General features: G+C 51.7%; 18 protein-coding genes. 5 read left to right on the top strand and 13 right to left on the bottom strand.

Annotated features, from left to right (window positions below):
- Positions 1-56 precede the first annotated feature (56 nt).
- The 5 genes from atpH to EQG79_RS03060 form a co-directional block, all read right to left on the bottom strand.
- The gene (atpH, locus tag EQG79_RS03035) at positions 57-596 is read right to left on the bottom strand and encodes an ATP synthase F1 subunit delta (RefSeq protein ID WP_129599830.1); all 540 of its coding nucleotides are present in this window, start codon (positions 594-596) and stop codon (positions 57-59) included.
- A 6-nt stretch (positions 597-602) separates the two neighbouring features.
- Complete coding sequence (locus EQG79_RS03040) at positions 603-1,097, bottom strand: F0F1 ATP synthase subunit B (RefSeq protein WP_129599832.1); 495 nt, start codon at positions 1,095-1,097, stop codon at positions 603-605.
- A 219-nt stretch (positions 1,098-1,316) separates the two neighbouring features.
- Complete coding sequence (gene atpE, locus EQG79_RS03045; RefSeq protein WP_077920218.1) at positions 1,317-1,565, bottom strand: ATP synthase F0 subunit C; 249 nt, start codon at positions 1,563-1,565, stop codon at positions 1,317-1,319.
- Positions 1,566-1,617: 52 nt separating this feature from the next.
- Positions 1,618-2,721 (bottom strand): F0F1 ATP synthase subunit A, encoded by a 1,104-nt coding sequence (gene atpB, locus EQG79_RS03050; protein WP_129599835.1) that lies wholly within the window; start codon positions 2,719-2,721, stop codon positions 1,618-1,620.
- 486 nt (positions 2,722-3,207) lie between these two features.
- Complete coding sequence (locus EQG79_RS03060) at positions 3,208-3,477, bottom strand: AtpZ/AtpI family protein (RefSeq protein WP_077920221.1); 270 nt, start codon at positions 3,475-3,477, stop codon at positions 3,208-3,210.
- A 118-nt stretch (positions 3,478-3,595) separates the two neighbouring features.
- Here EQG79_RS03060 and porW point away from each other — a divergent pair, with 118 nt between their 5' ends.
- From porW to uvrC, 3 genes are all read left to right on the top strand, one after another.
- Positions 3,596-5,845 (top strand): type IX secretion system periplasmic lipoprotein PorW/SprE, encoded by a 2,250-nt coding sequence (porW, locus tag EQG79_RS03065; protein ID WP_077920222.1) that lies wholly within the window; start codon positions 3,596-3,598, stop codon positions 5,843-5,845.
- 87 nt (positions 5,846-5,932) lie between these two features.
- Complete coding sequence (locus tag EQG79_RS03070; RefSeq protein WP_077920223.1) at positions 5,933-8,290, top strand: penicillin-binding protein 1A; 2,358 nt, start codon at positions 5,933-5,935, stop codon at positions 8,288-8,290.
- A gap of 136 nt (positions 8,291-8,426) precedes the next feature.
- Positions 8,427-10,235 (top strand): excinuclease ABC subunit UvrC, encoded by a 1,809-nt coding sequence (uvrC, locus tag EQG79_RS03075; protein WP_077920224.1) that lies wholly within the window; start codon positions 8,427-8,429, stop codon positions 10,233-10,235.
- A gap of 75 nt (positions 10,236-10,310) precedes the next feature.
- Here uvrC and porN read toward each other — a convergent pair whose 3' ends face one another.
- The 8 genes from porN to sucD all read right to left on the bottom strand — a co-directional run bounded on the left by porN (position 10,311) and on the right by sucD (position 19,610).
- Entirely contained in the window at positions 10,311-11,372 is a 1,062-nt protein-coding gene (gene porN / locus EQG79_RS03080) for a type IX secretion system ring subunit PorN/GldN (RefSeq protein WP_077920225.1), read from the bottom strand.
- 56 nt (positions 11,373-11,428) lie between these two features.
- Positions 11,429-13,018: a type IX secretion system motor protein PorM/GldM gene (gene porM / locus EQG79_RS03085; protein ID WP_077920226.1), complete on the bottom strand. Its 1,590-nt coding sequence runs from the start codon at positions 13,016-13,018 to the stop codon at positions 11,429-11,431.
- Between the two features lie 122 nt (positions 13,019-13,140).
- The gene (porL, locus tag EQG79_RS03090) at positions 13,141-13,953 is read right to left on the bottom strand and encodes a type IX secretion system motor protein PorL/GldL (RefSeq protein ID WP_077920227.1); all 813 of its coding nucleotides are present in this window, start codon (positions 13,951-13,953) and stop codon (positions 13,141-13,143) included.
- Between the two features lie 111 nt (positions 13,954-14,064).
- Positions 14,065-15,207: a T9SS ring complex lipoprotein PorK/GldK gene (gene porK, locus EQG79_RS03095; protein WP_129599837.1), complete on the bottom strand. Its 1,143-nt coding sequence runs from the start codon at positions 15,205-15,207 to the stop codon at positions 14,065-14,067.
- Positions 15,208-15,473: 266 nt separating this feature from the next.
- Entirely contained in the window at positions 15,474-16,445 is a 972-nt protein-coding gene (locus EQG79_RS03100; protein WP_129599840.1) for a PorP/SprF family type IX secretion system membrane protein, read from the bottom strand.
- Between the two features lie 180 nt (positions 16,446-16,625).
- Positions 16,626-17,441, bottom strand: a complete 816-nt coding sequence (locus tag EQG79_RS03105; RefSeq protein WP_077920229.1) for a uroporphyrinogen-III synthase — start codon at positions 17,439-17,441, stop codon at positions 16,626-16,628.
- A gap of 28 nt (positions 17,442-17,469) precedes the next feature.
- On the bottom strand, positions 17,470-18,723 hold the full coding sequence (locus EQG79_RS03110; RefSeq protein WP_317126231.1) for a DUF4271 domain-containing protein: 1,254 nt from the start codon (positions 18,721-18,723) through the stop codon (positions 17,470-17,472).
- An 11-nt stretch (positions 18,724-18,734) separates the two neighbouring features.
- Positions 18,735-19,610, bottom strand: a complete 876-nt coding sequence (gene sucD / locus EQG79_RS03115) for a succinate--CoA ligase subunit alpha (RefSeq protein WP_077920231.1) — start codon at positions 19,608-19,610, stop codon at positions 18,735-18,737.
- 156 nt (positions 19,611-19,766) lie between these two features.
- Between sucD and EQG79_RS03120 the strand changes: the two genes are divergently transcribed.
- Both EQG79_RS03120 and EQG79_RS03125 read left to right on the top strand, forming a co-directional pair.
- Positions 19,767-20,351, top strand: a complete 585-nt coding sequence (locus EQG79_RS03120) for a DUF6962 family protein (protein WP_077920507.1) — start codon at positions 19,767-19,769, stop codon at positions 20,349-20,351.
- Between the two features lie 46 nt (positions 20,352-20,397).
- The gene (locus EQG79_RS03125) at positions 20,398-21,495 is read left to right on the top strand and encodes a DNA topoisomerase IB (protein ID WP_077920232.1); all 1,098 of its coding nucleotides are present in this window, start codon (positions 20,398-20,400) and stop codon (positions 21,493-21,495) included.
- The last annotated feature ends 35 nt before the right edge of the window (positions 21,496-21,530 follow it).

Below are 21,530 nucleotides of genomic sequence, written 5' to 3' on the forward strand. Positions count from 1 at the left end.
CACAAAAGCCGCCCACAGACTCTGCGGGCGGCTTTTTTTATTGTATTGTGTATTTCTTAGTTCATAAACTTCAGGCGCATCTCGTTTAGTTGATTGCGAATCGAGCCATCGATCTGCTGATCACCCACCCGAAGAATATAGCCCCCAATCAGTTTAGAGTCTACTCGCTCGTCGAGTTCAATGATCTTACTGCCGGTTGTCTTCGTAACGATTGCCTTGAATTTAGCACGAAGTTCATCGGTCAGCGGTACCGTCGTGATGACAGTAGCGTGCTCGATTCCTTTCATACGGTCGTGCTGACTGATATACTCATCAGCAATAGCATCAACGATGGCTTCGCGATTCTTACGGGCAATGATGGCCAGAAACGACATGGTTACCGGGTTGAGCCGGGGACCAAACACCTGCTTAACGATCGAATTTTTCTTCTCAGCCCGAACAATCGGGTTTTTCAGAATCAGGTTGAGCTGACGATTTTTGATCAGCGTATCCCGGAAAAGCTTCATGTCTTCATAAAGCACGTCGGTAATTCCCTGTTCCTTGGCCAAATCTAACAACGACTTGGCATAACGCGCGGCTACACTAGCAACGGCCATAATCGGTTAGTTTAAGCGAGAGTTAGACACCAGATCGTTTACCAGCTTCTCCTGCGATGATTTATCGCTCAGTTCCTTGCGGAGTACTTTCTCGGCGATATCCAGCGAGAGCGTAACTACCTCTTTTTTCATCTGAGCTACCAGAGCCTGCCGCTCGTTCTGCATAGCTTCGCGCGCCTGTTCCAGAATCCGTTTGCCTTCTGCCTCGGCTTTCACGCGCGAGTCAGCGACCATCTTATCGGCCGTTTCTTTGGCTCCCCGCAGGATAGCTTCCCGCTCCGTACGGGCCTGGGCCAGTAACTTATCGTTATCGGCTTTCAGCGCCGTCATTTCCTGACGGGTTTTTTCGGCCAGGTCAAGGGCACTTTGAATGTTGTTTTCGCGCTCGTTCAGACTTTCCGTGATGGGTTTCCAGGCAAAGGCGCGAAGAATCAGAAACAGGCCGAGGAAAACGACCACCTGCCAGAACAGCAGACCAAGATCGGGAGTAAGCAGATCCATTTTATGGAGTTCGATTTATAAGTGTTGACTTCGAATGTTCTTGTCTACGACTTGTGATCAACGCCCAAACGGGGCGTTTACAAATCGGGGTCAATCTTTTGTTGAAAGACGTCCGCTGGCTGGCAAGCCCAAACCAGACGGACGTTTCTCGGATACGCGGTGGGTAATGACGCCAGTGCCTAATGCAACCAGCTTACCCGGATACATTTTCTGCCGGGATTAGGCGGTAGCCACCAGCAGACAGATAACAGCTGCGAACAGAGCCACGGCCTCGATCAGAGCCGCGATGATCAGCATGGCGGTTTGGATACGACCAGCAGCTTCTGGCTGGCGGGCGATACCCTCCATAGCCGAACCACCGATACGACCAATACCCAGACCAGCGCCGATAGCAGCCAGACCAGCACCGATAGCAGCACCCATAATGGCTACGCTACCCGTGGCCTCCAACAGCAAAGCAAACAACATTGCGAACATGAACAGAACTATTTATAAGTGAAACGAAACAAAAGATTGCAAATTAATGGGCTTCTGCGCCTTCGAAACCGATACCGTGATCAGCTTCGTGATGCTCCTCTACCGCGCTGCCGATGTACATGGCGGTCAGCAGCGTGAAGATGAACGCCTGCAGGAACGCAACCAGCAACTCGATCAAATTCAGGAAGAGCGTGAAGAACAGCACAACCGGGCTGATAGCAATACTGGTTGTCATACCACCCAGGCTGTTAGCCATGAAGATCAGGCCGAGTAAGCTCAGGATGATGATGTGACCAGCCGTGATATTGGCAAACAACCGGACCATCAGCGAGATCGGCTTCATGAATACACCGACAATTTCGACCGGAATCATGATTGGCAGAACGAACCAGGGCACTCCCGTTGGTTTGACGATGTGCATCCAGTAATGCTTGTTCCCACTGAACGACACGATCAGGAACGTAATCACGGCCAGAACCAGGGTAACGGCAATATTACCCGTCAGGTTAGCAGCACCCGGCAGCAACCCCAGCAGGTTGTTAACCAGAATGAAGAAGAACAGCGTCAGCAGGTATGGCAGATACTTGACGTATTTGGGGCCAATGCTGGGCTTGGCAATTTCGTCGCGAACAAACAGGATGATCGGCTCCAGGAACGACTGTAGCCCTTTCGGCGCCTTGCCCCGGTTTTTGGCGTAAGACCGGCTAACGGCCGGGAAGATGCTCAACAGAATGATAGCACTCAGCAGCAGCGATGCGACGTTCTTCGTGATAGAAAAGTTATAAAACTTGGCTTCGTGGTCGTCATTGCCCGCTGCGTCGACCCGGTGAATTTTGCCGTGTATCTGCTTGTATCCGTTATACACCTGATCGTGTGCCAGGCGTGATGACGAGAAGACTTCGAGCCCCCGGTCGGGTGAGTACAAAATAACGGGAAGCGGGATGGTAACGCCATGCGCCAGTTCCCAACCATGCTCATCCTTAATGTGGTGCATGATCATTCCGCCTACGTCGAATCCCTCTTTACGGGTTTCGCCGTGTTCAGCGGTTTCGCCTTCATGACCGTGTTCCTGGGCTTGAGTAAAGGCTATCGGACTCATTACGAGTGCGATAGCGAGCAGCAATCTATTTAGAATCGAACGCATCATCTGATGGTACTGATCGGTTTTACGAATTTTGGCGCAATTTACGATTAATGCCCCAAACCTCAAAGCCCGTGTAGATTATATACAGGACAAGAAAATCCAAAACGAAGGTTCGGCGATCAGCGACGGATTGAAACAAAAAGAAACCGACAAAAATCAGTCCCACGATAAACCGGGCTACAGTAGCCGCCAGGTATAAGGGCACAAATCGCTCCTGATTACCCTGCAAACCCGTTTCTACCAGCCGGTGAGTCAGTACAGAGACGCTGACGAAGAAGACAAGTATAGTTTTCCAGAAGGGATGCAACCAGGGTACAGCGTAATATCGTTCGGCTATGAAAAATACAATCGCAAGGAATCCAGTGAAGAGTAGGGTGCGAAACATGAAATAAAAAAAGTAACAGGTTAGTTACCGGGACTCGTACGTCCACGCCAGCCACGGCAACGTAGTGGGCCAGATGGCATACTGTACTGGTCTGCCCTGCTGGTTTACCGGGTCAACTGTTTGATGAACAAATAAAGCGAGGCACCGATGGCGGTGAGTGATAGAACAATGGTCCAGATTGGGCGCGCATTACCCTGCCACTCGTCGATCTTCAGCCCAGCATACACGCCGAGACCAATAGTGCCCAGCATCTGAAACGCAATGCCGCTGTACTGCGCAAACGACGTCGTTTTCTCGGTGGCTTTCGAGACCAGATCGTTTCTGTCGGGCTTTTTGTCCTCGTTTGGGGCCGGTGAATCCGCTTGACTGTCCATTGTTTTGCAGGAATTGGTACAATATAAACACCAAAATTCGTTAATTTGGCCTAACGTTACATACCGCTGGTCCGGCTCTGAGCGTTTTTATCGTTGAGTATGACGTGCCACCCCCTGAATGTTCCGCTATCTCTGTAATCGTTCTTTCTTGCTGCTAACGGTCGTTTTCGGATTAACGACGGCTAGTCTGACCTCCTGTTCACAATACAGCACCAAACCGATCAGCAAAGGATACCATAATCTCACGGCCCACTATAACGCCTACGTAATTGCCCGTGATCAGATCAATGTAGCGGAGCAGGTCTTCTTCAAAACCCGTCAGGAAAATTACAACCAGCTTTTACCCATTCTGCTTCCGGTCGATTCAAACGCTATTGCTTCGGTTCGGCCTCAGCTCGACGATGCCATCAAGAAAGCATCGCTGATTCCAGAACGTCATCAGAACAGTAAATGGCTCGATAATGCCTATATTCTGATTGGGCGGGCCCGCCTGCTGAAACAGGATCTGCCGAATGCTATTGAGGTTTTCAAATACGTCAACACCAAGGGAACAAGTGAAACTGACAAGCACACGGCGCTGGTTGGCCTGATGCGGGCGTATGTAGAAGCCGACGACTACACGAATGCCCTGAACGTTTCCGAATACCTGCGCACCCAACCCCTCAACAAAACCAACACCCGCGATTTTTACCTGACCAAAGCGTATCTCCACCAGCGCCGGGGCGAATACGGCCTGGCTGTCGGTATTCTGGAGGCTACTTTCCCAGCGCTGAAAAGGGGAGAACAAACCGCCCGGCTGCATTTGATTGCCGGTCAGCTGTACGATTTGATCGGTCAGCCAGCCAAAGCCGTTGAGCAGTACAGAACCGTGCTGCGCGCCCGCCCTAACTATGACCAGTCGTTCTATGCCAACCTGTACGCTATTCAAAGCAACGGCCTGACGGGTGATCAAAAACGGCTGGCGCAGTCGACCGAAACGTTTGAGTCGATGCTGAACGACCGGAAAAACGTCGACCTGAAGGATAAGATTTACTTTACCATGGGGTTGCTGGAAGCCCGCTCCGGCCGGATCGATAAAGCCATCGGTTATTACAGTCGGTCAGTTCGGGAAGCGGGCGCCAATACCTCCCAGGTTCCCTACACCTATCTGGAAATGGGTCGGCTTTATTTTGAGAAAAAAGCCAACTACGCCAAAGCGAAAGTGTATTACGACAGTGCCCTGGCCCTACTACCCCGCCAGGCGCCGGAATACGCAGCCCTGCTAACCCGAAAAAAGACGCTCGACGATTTTGTTCAGTATACCACAACGATCCGGACGGACGACAGTCTGTTAACCCTGGCTCAGCTGGACCGGACTTCGCTCAATCAACAGCTTGACAAAATACTGGCGCAGCAGGATAAAGAAGATCGGGCGCAGGCCGCCCTGGCTCAGCAAATCATTGACCGGGCCAGTTCAGGCGCTGGTACTTCAATGCCCGGCGCGACCAACTCCAATCTGACGCCCAGCGAACGATGGGTACTTTATAACCCTATTGCCCTGAACCAGGGCCGACAGGAGTTTTCGGCTCGCTGGGGTAACCGCCCGCTTGAAGACAACTGGCGTCGCAGCACCAAAGAAGCCTCCGGCGCTATCGCTAATCTGTCGAGTCCGCTAAACGGAAACTCCCCTGCCGATGCCATAAACCCGAATGCTACCCTGCAACCGGCTACCGTTACGGGCGGGGCTACCAACGGGAACCCGCCCAGCCAGAACGCCCGCCGGGATGCTTTACTGGCTAAACTGCCCTTTTCTAAAGAAGCACAGGCGCAGGCGAACCAGCGCATCGAAAATGCGTTGTATAAACTAGGCAAGCTCTATAAATTTGACCTGAATCAGCCCGCCGATGCGATTCCGACGTTTGAGCAGCTGTTGACGCGCTATCCGGCAACCCTGCAAAAACCGGAGGTTTACTACCTGCTTCATTTGTCGAACGAGCAGTTGGGACGCACGTCGGTCTGGAAAGACAAATTGTTGGCCGAGTATCCGAATACATCGTATGCTCGCCTGACGGGTCGGGCCACTACCCAGACCACGGATTCAGAAGCGCAGGCCGTTGCTACGTATACGCAGATTTATGAGCTGTACAAAGCCAACAACATAACCGAAGCGCTGGCCCGGGCAGAGACGGCATTGGGCGGGATGGCAGGCACCAAAATGGAGGATAAGCTGGCTATGCTGCGGGTCATGCTCATTGGGCGGGTACAGACAACGGATGCCTATCGGCAGGCGTTGAGCGAGTTTATACGCGATTATCCAACCAGCACACTGCTGCCCAGAGCCAAAGAAATGCAGTCGGCCGCGAATCAGGCAACGGCAAAGCGGAAATAAGTTTATGTGTGTTGTTCTGAGCTGGCTACGTTCCGAAAAAACCTGGTGGCTCAGACCAATATACCCACTAATTGTAAACAGTAAAAAATGATCGAGTTCGCTCCCGGTCCTTACCGAAAATTGATTCGAACTATCTGGCGCTTTTCGCTGATCGGCATCGTTCTGCTGATCGTATATGTAGTAGCGGTCAGCTATAATTTCTTCTGGTTGTTTGGTGGTATGCCCAGTCTGAAGGCACTGGAGAACCCCAAAAGCGAAGAAGCCTCAGAGGTATACACCGCCGATAATCAGCTGCTGGGTAAGTATTACGTAGAAAACCGGACACCTATCGAAATATCGCAGGTGTCGCCGAATGTAACGTCGGCTCTGCTGGCTACTGAAGACGCCCGTTTTGTGAAACACTCTGGCATCGACCCCCGATCGCTGTTTCGGGCGGTGGGTGGTTTCCTGACGTTCCGGAGCGCGTCCAGTTCGGGCGGGGGTAGTACGCTAACCCAGCAGACGGCCAAAAACCTGTTCGACACCCGCCGGGAAGAACTACGGGGCATTCTGGGGCAGGTTCCGATAGTCGGGCTGGTCATTGCCAAGACCAAAGAATGGATTCTGGCCGTACGGCTCGAACGCAATTATACCAAGCAGGAGGTCATGATGATGTACCTCAACACGGTATCGTTCGGCAACAACACCTACGGCATAAAAACGGCGGCTAAAACCTATTTTGGCAAAGAGCCCTGGAACCTGAATGTAGAGGAAGCGGCTACGCTGGTCGGCATGCTCAAAAACCCGACGCTCTACAACCCGCGGCTGTTCGAAGACCGAACCCGCGAGCGCCGGAATGTAGTGCTGTCGCAGATGCGCAAATATAAATTCCTGACCGATGAGCAGTTTCAGGCCTACAAAAGCAAGCCGCTCAAGCTGGACTTTAGCGTAGAGAATCAGAATACCGGTATGGCGGCTTATTTCCGCTCGGTTATTCGTGATGACATCAAACGGTGGATCAGGCAGTACAACGAAGAGAACCCCGGAGCCGATCTTGACCTATACACCAGCGGTCTAAAGATCTACACCACCATCGACTCCCGCATGCAGGCTTATGCCGAAGAAGCCGTAATGACGAACATGCGCGACCAGCAGAAGAAGTTTTACGAGCACTGGCGGGGACGCAACCCCTGGGTACAGAAAGACCCCCGGACCAAGAAATACGTAGAAAGTCCTGGTTTCATCGAAGCACGCGCCAAACAGACGGTCCGGTACAAGCAGCTGAAAGCCGTTTATGGCGATGATGAGAAGACCATTTGGCAGGAGATGCGTAAACCGACCAAGATGAAAGTGTTCGTCTACGGCGGCAAACGGAACGAGAAAGATACGACGATGAGCCCGCTGGACTCGATTCGTTACTATAAGCGCTTGCTCAACACGGGCTTTATGTCAATGGATCCACGCTATGGCCATGTCAAGGCCTGGGTAGGTGGCATTAATTTTAAGCATATAAAGTTCGATCACGTTCGCCAGAGCCGACGCCAGCCGGGCTCTACCTTTAAACCGTTCGTGTATCTGACGGCGCTAGACCAGGGTTTTGTGACGCCCTGTAGCCATATTGCCGACAGACCCACCGTTTTTGCCCATGGTGAAGATAACAACGGCGGACCGCCCTGGATGCCCAAAAACTCGACCGGTCGATATAGTGGGCGTAGCCTGTCGTTGCGGGAGGCTTTGGGCCAATCGATCAATACGGTCAGTGCCCAGCTGATCAAGAAAACCCGGGCGGCTGCGGTCATCAAGTATGCCAATGACATGGGCATTCAGAGTAAAGACCTGCCCAACAACCCTACCCTTTGCCTGGGTACGGGCGACGTATCGGTGTATGAAATGGTAGCTGCCTACTGCGCGTTTGCCAACGGCGGCATTCGGGTTCGTCCTATGATGATTCTGCGTATTACCGACAAGAACGGTAATGTCCTGAAAGTTTTCACTCCCGATGCCAATCAGGTGATCAGCGCCAATCGGGCCTATGAAATGCTTCACCTGATGCGCGGAGCCGTTGAAGACCCCAATGGCACAGCCCAGCGCTTACGGACGCAGTACAAACTACTGGAAGGCGGAAACGAAATTGCGGCCAAAACGGGAACCACCTCCAACTATTCGGATGCCTGGTTCATGGGCATGACCCAGCATCTGGTTTCGGGGCTGTGGGTAGGTGGTGATGACCGCTCTATTCACTTCCGAACTATTGAACTCGGTCAGGGTGGGCGTCTGGCTATGCCGGCCTGGGCCATGTACATGCAGAAAGTCTACGCTGATCCTACGCTGACTCAGTATCGTCCTGAACCGTTCCGCAAGCCGAACAATTTCCGGATCGACTGTGGAGGCTTTCACATCGACTCTTCACAACGGTACATTCCGCCCAAAGTTGTTCCGGAAGACGAAGAGGATATCCTTCAATAAGCGCCTTTCCTACTGAGTCGGATTCGGAACGGTTTATTCAGCGTTCTGGGTCCGGCTCAGGCAACCTTTGCGGCCTGTCAGTTGTTCTGTTAACACTCCCTTTTAGGTTCGGAGTAGACCAAATACTGCTGGCTATATGCCCGAATTCGATTATAAAAAAGAGTTGGCCAAGGTACCTCATGAACCCGGGGTGTACCGCTATTTCGATGCGACTGGTGAGGTGATTTATGTTGGTAAAGCCAAAGACCTCAGGAATCGCGTCAGCAGTTATTTTACCAACTCCAAAGGTCACGACCGAAAGACGCTCCGTCTGGTCAGTCAAATCCGAAAGATCGAATTTACGATCGTTCATACCGAGTTTGACGCCTTACTGCTGGAGAACCAACTCATCAAGCGGTACCAGCCCAAGTTCAATATCCTCCTGCGCGACGACAAAACGTATCCGTTCGTCTGCGTTACCAATGAGCATTTTCCGCGCGTCATCACGACCCGGCGTATTGATCGCAAACTGGGTACCTTTTATGGTCCCTTTGCGAACCTGAAGCCCATGTATACGGTGCTGGATATGTTTAGCCAGCTGTTTACCATCCGGACCTGTAATTACAATCTGGCTCCGGAGAACATCGAAGCCGGCAAGTACAAGGTTTGTCTGGAGTACCATATCGGAAACTGTAAAGGCCCCTGTGAGGGACGACAGGCTGAAGCCGACTACAACAAAGACATTGAGCAGGTCCATCATATCCTGAAAGGGAATCTGAAGCCAGCTCAGGATCATTTCCGTAACCGAATGGTCGAAGCGGCCAACGACCTGGCTTTTGAACAGGCGCAGCAGTACAAAGACAAAATGGACGTGCTGCAGCGGTTCCAGAGTAAGTCGACAGTAGTAAACCCGAAGATTGCCGACGCAGACGTGTTTTCCATCGCATCTGATGAAACGGCCGCTTACATCAACTTCATGAAGGTGATCAACGGCACCATCGTTCAGGCCCATACGGTTGAAGTAAAGAAAAAACTGGACGAGGCCGATGCCGATCTGCTGGCGATGCTCATCATCGAATTCCGGGAACAGTATGGCAGCCAATCCAAGGAGATTATCTCGAACATCCCGCTCGATGTCGACCTCAAAGCAGAAGTTACTATCCCGCAGATCGGTGATAAGAAAAAACTGCTCGACATGTCGCTAAAAAACGTGCTGTACTTCCGACGGGAACGGCAGGATCGGGCCGCTGCCGAAGCGACAGCCAATGCCAGCAAGAAAGATCGGGTTCTGATTAAACTGAAGCAGGATTTACAGCTTAAAACCTTACCCAATCGGATCGAATGCTTCGATAACTCGAATATTCAGGGCACCAACCCCGTTTCGGCTATGGTGTGTTTTATTGGAGGTAAGCCGGCCAACAAAGAGTATCGTCATTTCTCGATCAAAACCGTTATCGGCCCCAACGACTTTGCCAGCATGCACGAAGTGGTTACGCGTCGCTACACGCGCGTTCTGGAAGAACAAACCGACATGCCTGACCTCATTGTTATCGATGGCGGTAAAGGCCAGCTCAGTGCAGCCTGCGATGCCCTTAAGGCGTTGGGGCTATACGGCAAAGTGCCCATCATCGGCATTGCCAAGCGCCTGGAAGAAATCTATTTCCCTGAGGACAATCTGCCCCTTTACATCGATAAAAAATCAGAGTCTCTCAAGCTCATCCAGCGTATCCGCGACGAAGCGCACCGTTTTGCCATCACCTACCACCGCGATAAACGGAGCCGGAACAGTCTGATTAGTGAACTGGAGAACGTAGAAGGCATTGGAAAGAAAACGGCGGCTAAACTCCTTAAGCATTTTAAAGGCGTCAAGAAGATAAAGGAAGCCAGCATCGACGAAGTGGCCGAAGTAGTCGGCAAAGACAGAGCCGTGAAGTTAAAACAGTATTTCGAAACCATTGAGCAATAAAAACAGCCGCATACTAGCGGCTGTTTTTATTGCTCAATCATAAAAAAGGGTGGCTGTTGAGCCACCCTTTTTTATTTAATATTCCCAGAGGCCATGCTCTTTTTCCATCAGTTCGTACTCAGCCTGGTACGATTTCAGAAGACCTTCTTTGTCGCCAAACTGCGAAACCAGGTCTTTATCTTCCGGATTGGCTACCTTCCAGATACGACCGTAGAACAGACGCAGATCGAATGCATCGGCCAGGTTTTTATGTTGAGCCTGGTTTTGTGGATTATACCAGATAAACTTTTTCGGGTCGCTCCGGAACAACTTGTCAAGATCTTTCCACTTGAAGTAGGCTACCGGTACTTCGTAACCAGCCGGATTCTTGTCGGCGGGTAGAACAATACCGACAGACTGGATATCGTAATACAAGCGAGACCGTTTGCGATCGAAGATCCAGTCTTCCTTTACCTCCAGCAGGTTAAGCTCTTTTGCGAAGTACTCATCGCCCGAGAAGGTTGGCCCCTGCGCCACAGCTACCGTATCTTTTTTAGGTTCTACAACGGGAGCGACCACCGGCGTTTTCTTTTTGCCTTTGGTGTTTTTCGCCGTCGATTTCTTCTTTACGGGTGCTCCCCAGCCATCGTCGACGGGCTGAGCTGCCTTTTTAGGAGCCCCCCACCCATCGTCGGCCGGCTGTTTGGCAGCTGGTTTTTTAGGGTCTTTGGCAGGACCGCCCCAACCGTCATCCGCTTTGCCTTTACCGTCCTCGGTGAAACCAGCCGCAATTTCTTCCTGCGACAGGCCACCGCCTGTGTTCGGAATCAGCAGTTTCTCGTGCATTTTTTCGGCGGTCAGCTTCGTAGTCAGCGAGTCGCTGGTGTACGCATCCAACAGACCAGCTTTTACAGCATCGATCAGGTATTTCGAAATCTCGTTATTCTTCGAAAACATCGACTGATTCTGTTTCTCCTTCAGGTCGATCCGACGCCAAAGGGTCTTCTTCATCATGATGTCATTATCGTTGATGCCTCGAACTGAGTTCGGGTTGATCCCGGTACTTGCCTTCTCCTGCGCCAATGCTTCCGCTCCCACCAAGGCCAGTGCGGTCGTTGCTAACACACCGGCGTACCGAATCATTTTTGTCTGTATCATGCTCACTGTCTGTTGTCAGTTCAGTATGTTAACGGTCAATAAACCGCATTATTACGTTAATAAAGCGAAACCTGATAGATTGGATTCCCCATCGGTACATCGCTGATTTCACCCCGGAAATTCTGCCGCTGTACCCCTTCAACCTGAATAACCAGCCGGTCGCCAGACTGGGCCTCAGCCGCCAGTGAGCTAACCGAGCCACCGCCAGGTCCCAGATTGACAGACTGCACACGACGCGCACCCCGTACAAGGCTAACCGTCATGCCGGTAACCCGGAATTTAGCATCATCGGGCGAGAATGTAGCAAAGCTTGGATCAGATACCGCCCGCACCTGTACGCTACGAGCCGACGTAACCGGCACACCGCGGGGATCATTCGTCGCCTGTCCACCAACGCGATACTCCAGCGTAGGGCGGGGAACCCGGTTTACCCGGAATGTCTCCGTACCCAACAAGCTACCACCATTGCTGATGTTGAGCGACACCTGAGCAGCACTCGGCACAACGGTCACTTTGCCTTTTTCGCCCGATGGGATAACGGCAGCTCCGTTACCGGTAATCGTCGGACTCCAGAGAGCACCCAACTGCGGACTCTGAATGCTTAGCTTGTTAGCGCAACCCAGATACAGCGGAGGCAGCGTACCGGTCTCAATCTGGTACGAAGGCTTGGCTACAAAGTATTCAGCCTGCAGAGGTACCGTTTTTAAACCGGCTGGTGTCTGGTAAGCAATAGAGCCGGTCAGCACCCGGCGGGCCAGACCATTTTTATCATAAGCCCCCCCTTGGGCCGTAAATTCGACCAAGCCCTGACCGTCCTGCATCCGAACCGGCGCGCCGTTGAGGCTCATGCGCGGCTGGATACCTGACGAAGAGGCTGCCAGAAACATCTGACCTTTGAACTTCGTACCAGCTACAACAACTTTCGATTCCATGCTAAGCATGGCAAGAATCTTGTCAAACTTAACGTCCTGGGCGCCTACTTTGCTAGCCAGCACATTCAGAACTTCACCTTCGATACGGCGAACATCTGTCTGCCGCTGGGTAAGTACTGCCAGAGCAGCCGGAACAGGCGTCTGGGCAAAGTTCAGTTCACCAAAATCTTTAGACCGCTGATCGGGCGACCGTTTTGTGATCGGGTCGTCTTTGCCATCCAGGGCCAGCGACGTATACTTGGCCGGGCTATACTTAGTTAAGTTCTGCAGGTAGTCGTCAAGTTGCTTCTTCAGTTTGTAAGCTTCCCCATTGTGGTTGCCGCCTACCATGATTTGCGCCACTTTTTCTTCTTCACTCAGATTCTTGATGTTGCCCGTTTCGTCGACTCCTCCTCCGGCTTCGGTAATGATCCGCTGTTTGAGAGCATCGATTTCGGCAATCACGTCTGACGTCGTCTTACGAACCTCATCGGCCTGCTTAACAATGACAAGGTCAGTGGCCCGGTTACCTGATTTCTCGACGGTAGCACGAATGTTGTCGACCGTAGCCTGGTTGACCCGGTTGGCCGATACAGTGGAGGCCTCTAAGCTATTATTTAGTAATACAAATTTCTCCAGAATGGCCGAGGTGACTTGTAAAGCCAGCAACGCGGTCAAAACCAGATACATCATCCCGATCATTTTCTGACGGGGTGTTTCTTTTACGCCTGCCATATACTATGGTGGAATACTATGGGGGTGAAGTTTTTAACAGTCCGCCTTAGCGGTTTACGGTGCTCAGCCTACGGCGTGCAATCCACAGCGAACGCCGTAAACTGAAAACCGTTACACTGATCTTAGTTACCACGCATGGCGGTCAGCATGCTACCATACACGTTATTGAGCGATGCCAGATTGCCGGTCAGCTTAGCCAGCTCATTCTTAAACTGCTGGGTATCGCGGCTGGCGTCGGCCATATTTTCCATAGCTGACGTCAGGCTGCCGTAGAAAGCGTTCATGGCTTTCAGGTGCTTGTTGGTGTCCTGCAGTTCGAGTTCATAGACTGCGTTCAGGGCGCCCATATTTTTGGTTACCTTCTGGAACTGATCCCGGTAGTCTTTGGCGTCCGTTGTGGCGTCGACCATCGAGTTCATAGCCGAAATGGCCGTACCATAGGACTTGTTCATCTCGCTGATCGAGCTTGAAGCTGATTTTACGTTACGGGCGTAATCGTTCGTAGCTACCGTTGCTTCGGTCAGATCCGACAATTTAGAAACCGTATCGTTCAAGCTGCGGAAGCCCGTACCCAGTTTTTCAAACACATCGGGGGTAACTTTTGCCTGCGCCAGCATCTGATCCATATTGGCCGTCAGACCATTCGGCTGAGCTACTGGTTTGCGAGCTTCACCCTTGTAATCATCGGCCAGTTCCGGATATACACGCTCCCAGGCGTAATCTGCACCACCAGCAGCCGCGGGTTGCGTAAAGCTTTGGACAGCATATAGGGCAAAGATGACAACCTCTGTTAACAAACCAAGCGTCAGCATCCAGCCGAACTGCTCATTATGAGTAATCTTGGCCCACGCGCCAAAAATTACGACGGCGGCCCCTGCACTGTAAATAGTTGGTACTAAACGATCCCAAAAGAAATTTGTTTTTGCTGCTGCCATGATAAGCGATTGGTTGGAATAGGTACTTATTTGTGTGGGTAAAAAGAACTGAACATCAATCACCGAACCCCAGGGGCTCTTTTAGACGATTGATGTTCAGGAATGATTCTATTACGCTTTTGTCTTAGCCGACGATTTCTTGCTGCTCTTGGCTTTGCCACCGCCACCCAGACGACCACTGCGCGACGAGGCCGTGCGACCTTCCAGATTATCCATTACGCAACGGAAACCGATATACGACCGTTTCTGATCTTCATATTCATAATAACGGGTACCGGTTTCAAGATAGTACGCGATATCTTTCCAGGAACCACCCCGAACGACTTTCCGTGGCTCATCGGCATTCTGGTTATCCGGGTTCATGTCCCAGACAATAGCGTTCGAGTTCTCGGCATAGGCATCCCGGCACCATTCCGCTACGTTTCCTGACATATTGTAGAGACCGTAATCATTCGGGCTGTAGGCCGTTGCAGGGGCGGTGTACGGGTAACCATCCGCATCGAAATTACCCCGCTGCGGTTTGAAGTTAGCCAGATAGCAGCCTTTTCCATTTGCTACATATGGGTTACCCCAAGGGTATTTAGCGCCATTTTTACCACCACGAGCGGCCCACTCCCATTCGGCTTCAGACGGCAGACGGAATCCGAACGAGCGGTACCCACCATCTTTACTCCGAAAATCGTCGAGGGTGTTGGTGCGCCATTTGCAGAAATGCTTGGCCGCCAGCCAGCTAACGCCCACTACTGGGTAGGTATCAAAGGCCGGGTGCGCATAATAGTGCTCCAGCATAGGATCCCCGTTATGATAGGTAAAGTCATTTTTCCAGACGGTCGTATCCGGGTAGAACTTAGACATGATCTCTTCCTCACCCAATACCGATACCGAGTCAGCCAACAGGGCGTTTACGTACTGCCGATATTCGTGGTTCGAGATTTCAGCATCATCCATATAGAACGAGCTGATCGTTACCTGACGGTTCATGTTGATCTGGGTAGCGGCAACGTCTTCGTCGGCCTGGCCCATGATGAACGAACCTGACGGGACCAGCACCATACCATAAGGAGTCGGTTGTTTCCAGCCTTTACGTCCGGTGGCTGTAATTTCACCGTTCGTAACGCCAACTTCACCGTTACCCTTACCGCCTTTACCGCCAAATTTCGACTTCACAAACCCGCACCCCTGCATCAGTACTACTACTGCCGCGACCATCACTCCACGGGTTGCATTGATTGTAAACCAGTTAGACTTCATCATTGTAAAACTTTTGACCTTCTTCTTGTGCAAGACCGAACTAAAAACGAAAATCTGTTTGGATATTGTATGTGCTTATAGCTTTCAACTCAATTTATGTATCCAGCGCTCAAAATCGTGAATTTGAGCAAATGAACCCGCAAAACTGACTAGGTTAAACTACGCGTTTCTCAAAAATACAGTGCCATTTGCAAACAGCCTAACAACAATGTTGCCAAAATGTTGGTCACCTCAACCCCTATCTGGAATCCGTACAACTTTATATCCGTTTAATACCGGAAGCGCGGAGTACGAATAATTGGTTTTTTGCGGGCATCAGGAGCTGGCAGTGCATACCCCACCATTACCTCATGCGAAGTCAGGCTTTTGGCCTGCGTCCCTCCTGCTATCAGGTCCAGTGCATACCCTACCCGCAGTGCGTTATTTCTCATTAGATTGATTCCGACTGTAGCCATTATGGCATCACCAAGTCGGTACCCTACTCCAGCCCATAACCGGTTATCATAGGTTCCAACCAGGTTGGCGGTTACCGTTGCCGCTTCAACACCCGGCTGCGTATCATACTGTACGAGTATCGACGGCTGAACTTCCAGATCATAGCCTATGCCAAGCCGATAACCTGCCGTTAAATAAGCCACTCGACTGAGCGGGTTGGTAGACCGGTCGGTTCCGAGGGTGTAGGTTGCCTGGTTGATGTGCGACAGGTTGACACCAATCCAGTAGTCTGTGGTATTGTAGTATGCGCCGGCGCCAAAATCCGGGCGGGCCTGGTTGATGCGCCCCGTAGGAATCAGCGGATCGTTGGGCTCTCCGGGACGCAACTGCCCGTAATCATACCCTTTGTTAAACAGGCCAGCCTGAACGCCCAGGGCCAGGGTACCATCTTTCAGCGGAATCCGATACGCGTAAGAAAGCTGTACGGTCTGGTTGGTAATCTGTCCAAGCCGGTCGTTGAAGGCATAAATGCCCAGTCCGCTTCTGTACCGGGCCAGCGGCACGTTAAACGATATCAGTTGTGTACTCTGCGCACCCCCGTCGCCGGTTACGGTTGGCTGATAGCCCAGATACTGCGTCCGGTGGCTTAATTGTAAGCGCGAAACGCCTTCAGAACCTGCAGCCGCCGGGTTGTAATACAGCGGGTTATACATATACATACTGAACTGAGGATCCTGCTGCGCAAACGTAGGGCGAAGGCTTAACAGCAACAGAAGACAAACCAGAACGTAGAGGGTGCGCGTCATACGATAAAAGCAAGAGTATCTGAATGGGGGGCTTAGGATTCCCCGCCAGAAAACAAGCGGTTGCAGTTTACAACTAAACGCCTGTGCAATCAAATTATTGGCACAAAAACAAAGGTTGGATAGCAGAAACAGGTAAGATCCTTTGTTTCTGCCAACCAACCTTTTTGTAACCCCAGGTTCCTATTGATTGTTAGCTTTTTTGATGTACAATTCCAGCGCGCCGGTCATGGATGGCGCGTTAGGTAGCGGAGCCTCTATGTCCAGCACCAGCCCGGCTTCTGTAATGGCGCGGGCCGTTGTTGGTCCAAAGGCGGCCATCCGTGTACCATTCTGCTTATAATCAGGGAAGTTGCTAAACAAAGAGCTAACGCCGGAAGGACTGAAAAAGGCGATAATATCGTACGACTGGATGTCCAGATCTGATAAGTCCGTCGGCACCGTCTCATACATTACGGCTTCCGTAAAATGCAGGCTGCTGGTATCCATAAACTCCGGAATATCATTCCGGCGTATGTTGGAACACGGAAACAGGAATTTTTCGGTCTTGTGTTTTTTGATCAGGTCAAATAACTCCGTAGCCGTCTTGGTCCCGTTGAAGATCTTCCGCTTCCGGATAACTATATACTTTTGAAGATAGTTGGCCGTTTGCTCCGATATACAGAAGTACTTCATATCGGCCGGAATCTCGATCCGGCTTTCCTGACAGATACGAAAGAAGTGGTCGATAGCGTTACGACTAGTAAAGATGATAGCCGTATGAGCCAGAATATTGATCTTCTGACGGCGAAAATCCTTAGCCGATACACCCTGAATCTCGATGAAAGGTCGAAAATCGATCTGAAGGTTGTACTTGCTGGCCAGGTCGAAGTATGGGGATTTTTCGTCGGCTGGCCGGGACTGGGTTACTAGAAGCCGGGTTACTTTCGTTAGCCGGTCCAACATAACCTGATCTGGCGTGGTCCGGTCTCCGGTGGATTGCATGCTGGTATCGTTCATTGAATCACTACTACCTGAGAACGTCTCATCAAAGGGCAAAACGCAGTCCTATGATGAGTGGAATCAATTCAACGATGCAAAGGTACGAAAATAAATAAAGATTCTTGATAGGCTCTACCGTTCGGATCACAATGTAAAGCCACCCCATTCGCGCCAGATAGAAACCCAGCAGCGGTATCAGAAAGGCGTTAGACGACCAGGTTGTTGCCGATGTGTTGTAGGCCACAACAGCCAGGATAAGCGTCATTCCGGTGAAAAACAGGACCGACGACTGCATCGTCTTGAAAAAATGTACGTTGATGGCGTCGTGCAGTTTATAGAGATTCCCCAATACCTCAAGCAGCAGGTATTTTCCTAACAGGGCCACGAAAGCAATCGCGCTCAACGCCAGAAATTCGCCGATCAGCCAGCCGAAGTGCTGCCCTACGGCCAGAAACGTCCTGGACGCAAAGACATCTACATTCCGGCTTTGAACGAACATGATCAGGTAGGCCACTACGAAACTCAGGTTGAGCGTAAACAAGAGGTTCGTACCACTCAGGGGCCGATTGATCAGGAAAGAATCTTCCTGAGAACGGAGCGAGACCAGATCCCTTAGGCTAAAAAAGCGGAGAAAGGCCCGTTGATGCAGCGTGAACAACAGGGCGTGAGTAGCCAGCAGAAAGAGTAAGCCGAGGGCCAGAAAATCACTGTAGACGGGCTGCGGCCTGGGCCGTACGCTTAGGTTATCGTCTCGAAGAACAACTGCCTTCTGCGTTGTTGAGATAGGCTGACCAATATAAAGCTGCCGATCGTCGAGGCCGGGCGCTCCGTATAGGGTCAGAAAAATTTCGGGTTGCCGGTATACGCGATACAGACTGTCGATGCTGAGCACCTGCCACTGGCCAGCTCTCAGCTTACGCTTCAGTGCTGCGTTCACGAATAGATAACCATCCTGTTTCGTAGCGATGAGCAGCGAATAATGTCGGTTACTCTCCAGATCGACGTATACGCTCAGCGCCGTTTGGTCGGCATGTTGCTCAAGGATGTAAGGCACATACGCTTTCGTGCCTTCGTCGTACACCAGGAAGTCGTTCCGTAAATCCCGTACCGGATAATATCGGTTCTGGGGCCCTATGCCGCTGGTGCGCGGCTGAGCGGTAGCCGCCAGACTAAAAAGCATAAAAATGCCGTACCGGAAGCAAAACAGGCGAAGAGATAACAGCTTGCTCAGGCTCATCGCCATCAGGCTGTACTGGTTCGTCCGTTCAGTATCCGCTACGGCATTCTTTCGTTCCTTCACTCGTTCACTTATTATTTGCCAAGCGCTTTCAGCATGGTATCCCCAATGAGGGCGGGCGATTCAACTACGTGGATGCCGCACTCACGCATAATGGCCATCTTAGCCGCGGCCGTATCATCAGCTCCGCCTACGATAGCCCCCGCATGACCCATCCGGCGACCTTTCGGGGCGGTTTGACCGGCAATAAATCCGACAACAGGTTTGCGGTTACCGTCAGCCTTGATCCAGCGGGCGGCTTCAGCTTCCATACCACCCCCAATTTCACCGATCATCACGATAGCTTCCGTTTCCGGATCGTTCATCAGTAATTCGACGGCCTGCTTGGTCGTTGTGCCAATAATTGGGTCTCCGCCAATACCGATGGCGGTGCTCTGGCCAAGACCGGCTTTTGTGAGCTGATCAACAGCTTCGTAGGTCAGCGTACCGGATTTGGAAACGATGCCGATCGTGCCTTTTTTGAATATAAAGCCGGGCATGATTCCTACTTTACACTCCTCGGCGGTCATAACGCCGGGGCAGTTGGGACCGATCAGGCGAACTTCTTTGTCAGACAGGTAATTTTTTACAGCTACCATATCTTCCGTAGGTATACCTTCGGTGATGCAGATAATGACCTTGATACCCGCGTCGGCGGCTTCCATGATGGCATCGGCCGCAAAGGCCGGTGGCACAAAGATTATGGAAACATCGGCACCTGCTTCATCTACAGCTTGTTGAACGGTATTGAACACCGGGCGGTCGAGGTGGGTTTTGCCACCTTTGCCGGGGGTTACGCCCCCAACAACGTTGGTGCCGTATTCAATCATCTGCTGGGCATGGAAACTGCCCTCGGAGCCGGTAAAACCCTGGACGATAACTTTGGAGTCTTTGTTTACTAAAACACTCATGACGGTTGGTTAATCGTTGGCGATGCGGTTGAACGGGCGAAAAAACTGAAAAAGAACAAAAGAGCGGGCAAAGACTGCTGCTCATTTCACTCACTCGGCTGGTTTTCCGCCCCAAAAAAGTTGGGCAAAAGTAGCCGAAACTTCGTAAATTACGTGATGATTTTTTCGCACATTCTTTCCGGCTCTATACTGGCTGGGGCAGGCGTAGGCGTCTTTTGGCATTTCTTCGGCCGTATCTCGCTATTCAATCGGCTGTTGTGGGGCTTTTTCTTACTGACCACCTCGCTGGCTGCGCTGATCGGGGTTATTCACTACGCCGGCAACCAGTCGCTCGAACCGCTTCACCGGTCAATGATCGTTCTGTCAGATAGTCTGGGCGTGGTTTGTGTCGTTACGGCCGTATACGCGTTGCTTAATCAGCGGACGTTATCGCTGCTCACGTTTGTGGCCACTGTGCTGTTCGGTCTGTTTCTCTTCATCAGTCTGCTGCTGCCCGATGTGCGGGTGTTTACGCCCGTTGTTCCGTCGCTGGGCATCCTGGTGCTCATGTTGCTGGCCGTTTTTTCTTTACTGCAGCGCAACAAACGCGGCCTTTGGGTCGTGCTGGCTGCCATGCTGATGGGACTGGCTACCAAAGCCGATGCCTTCAACGCATTTATTCATCCTACCGATTTCTATCACTACGCCAACGCCGTTTCCCTCTGGTTCTTCGGGAAAGCCGCACAGCCTCGCGGTTTTTAACCAATTCCTTCATCCGCGAGTTACCAATCCACAAAACTCAACGACTGTGGATTTATTGCAATTAGCCCACGACCCGGCTCAGACCGCCCGTGCGGCCCGACTAATTTATATAGACGATACGGCACCCGGTATCACCCGCCACCGTACCGGCGACCACTTCACTTACCGCGACGCGGCTGGTCATGATGTTTCGGACGAGTCTACCCTGGCCCGCATCCGGCAGATGGCGCTTCCGCCCGCCTGGGAACGCGTCTGGATCAGTGCGAAGCCCAATGGACACTTACAGGCTACGGGCATCGATACCAAGAACCGAAAGCAGTATCGGTATCATGCCAACTGGAACGCCATCCGGAGCGAGACGAAATTTTTTCGGATGGTTGCATTCGGCGAAGCGCTGCCGCTGCTGCGGGCCCGTCTTGACAAAGATTTGAAGCAAAGAGACCTCAACCGCGACAAAGTGATAGCCATTGCGCTCAGCGTGATGGAGCAAACCCTCATTCGGGTAGGCAATGCTGCCTACGAAAAAGAGTACGGCTCATACGGGCTGACCACGCTTAAAGACCGGCATGTAAAAACCACTGGTAGCGATGTTCGATTCAGCTTCAAAGGCAAAAAGGGGATTTATCACGACATCACCCTACACGACCGCCGACTGTCGCGGCTGGTGAAGGCTTGCCGGGACATACCGGGCAAGGAGCTGTTTCAGTACTTCGACCCGGATGGGCAGCGCCATTCCATCGACTCCGGTATGGTAAACGATTACCTGAAAGAAACCATGGGCGATGACTTTTCGGCCAAAGATTTCAGAACCTGGGCTGGCACCGTCAACGCCCTCCGTTTACTGGTCGAACTGGAGCCGTGCGAAACGGAGAAAGAGCTGAAAAAGAATGTAAACACAGTACTGGATGAGGTTTCGCAGCAACTGGGAAACACCCGTACCGTATGCCGCAAGCACTACGTACATCCGCAGATTCTGGAAGCGTACGAATGTCAGGATCTGAATCCATACATCAAACAGAAAGCCCGGTTCCGGCAAACGAGCCCGCATGGTCTCGATGGGGTCGAAAAACTGTTGCTGCGATTCCTGAAAGACCAGGTGAAAGACGTAGTAAAAAATTCGACCATCAAAAAGAATCTGGCCTGACTCATTCTTCACCCTCCAACTCCGGATACATGTTA

Origin of the sequence: Spirosoma sordidisoli, from assembly GCF_004138325.1 — a bacterium.
GTDB classification, from domain to species: Bacteria; Bacteroidota; Bacteroidia; order Cytophagales; family Spirosomataceae; genus Spirosoma; species Spirosoma sordidisoli.

Excerpts from the sequence above, each read along its gene's own strand:
- atpH (WP_129599830.1), bottom strand. The coding sequence starts at position 596 with ATGGCCGTTGCTAGTGTAGCCGCGCGTTATGCCAAGTCGTTGTTAGAT.
- EQG79_RS03040 (WP_129599832.1), bottom strand. The coding sequence starts at position 1,097 with ATGGATCTGCTTACTCCCGATCTTGGTCTGCTGTTCTGGCAGGTGGTC.
- atpE (WP_077920218.1), bottom strand. The coding sequence starts at position 1,565 with ATGTTGTTTGCTTTGCTGTTGGAGGCCACGGGTAGCGTAGCCATTATG.
- atpB (WP_129599835.1), bottom strand. The coding sequence starts at position 2,721 with ATGATGCGTTCGATTCTAAATAGATTGCTGCTCGCTATCGCACTCGTA.
- EQG79_RS03060 (WP_077920221.1), bottom strand. The coding sequence starts at position 3,477 with ATGGACAGTCAAGCGGATTCACCGGCCCCAAACGAGGACAAAAAGCCC.
- porW (WP_077920222.1), top strand. The coding sequence starts at position 3,596 with ATGTTCCGCTATCTCTGTAATCGTTCTTTCTTGCTGCTAACGGTCGTT.
- EQG79_RS03070 (WP_077920223.1), top strand. The coding sequence starts at position 5,933 with ATGATCGAGTTCGCTCCCGGTCCTTACCGAAAATTGATTCGAACTATC.
- uvrC (WP_077920224.1), top strand. The coding sequence starts at position 8,427 with ATGCCCGAATTCGATTATAAAAAAGAGTTGGCCAAGGTACCTCATGAA.
- porN (WP_077920225.1), bottom strand. The coding sequence starts at position 11,372 with ATGATACAGACAAAAATGATTCGGTACGCCGGTGTGTTAGCAACGACC.
- porM (WP_077920226.1), bottom strand. The coding sequence starts at position 13,018 with ATGGCAGGCGTAAAAGAAACACCCCGTCAGAAAATGATCGGGATGATG.
- porL (WP_077920227.1), bottom strand. The coding sequence starts at position 13,953 with ATGGCAGCAGCAAAAACAAATTTCTTTTGGGATCGTTTAGTACCAACT.
- porK (WP_129599837.1), bottom strand. The coding sequence starts at position 15,207 with ATGATGAAGTCTAACTGGTTTACAATCAATGCAACCCGTGGAGTGATG.
- EQG79_RS03100 (WP_129599840.1), bottom strand. The coding sequence starts at position 16,445 with ATGACGCGCACCCTCTACGTTCTGGTTTGTCTTCTGTTGCTGTTAAGC.
- EQG79_RS03105 (WP_077920229.1), bottom strand. The coding sequence starts at position 17,441 with ATGAACGATACCAGCATGCAATCCACCGGAGACCGGACCACGCCAGAT.
- sucD (WP_077920231.1), bottom strand. The coding sequence starts at position 19,610 with ATGAGTGTTTTAGTAAACAAAGACTCCAAAGTTATCGTCCAGGGTTTT.
- EQG79_RS03120 (WP_077920507.1), top strand. The coding sequence starts at position 19,767 with ATGATTTTTTCGCACATTCTTTCCGGCTCTATACTGGCTGGGGCAGGC.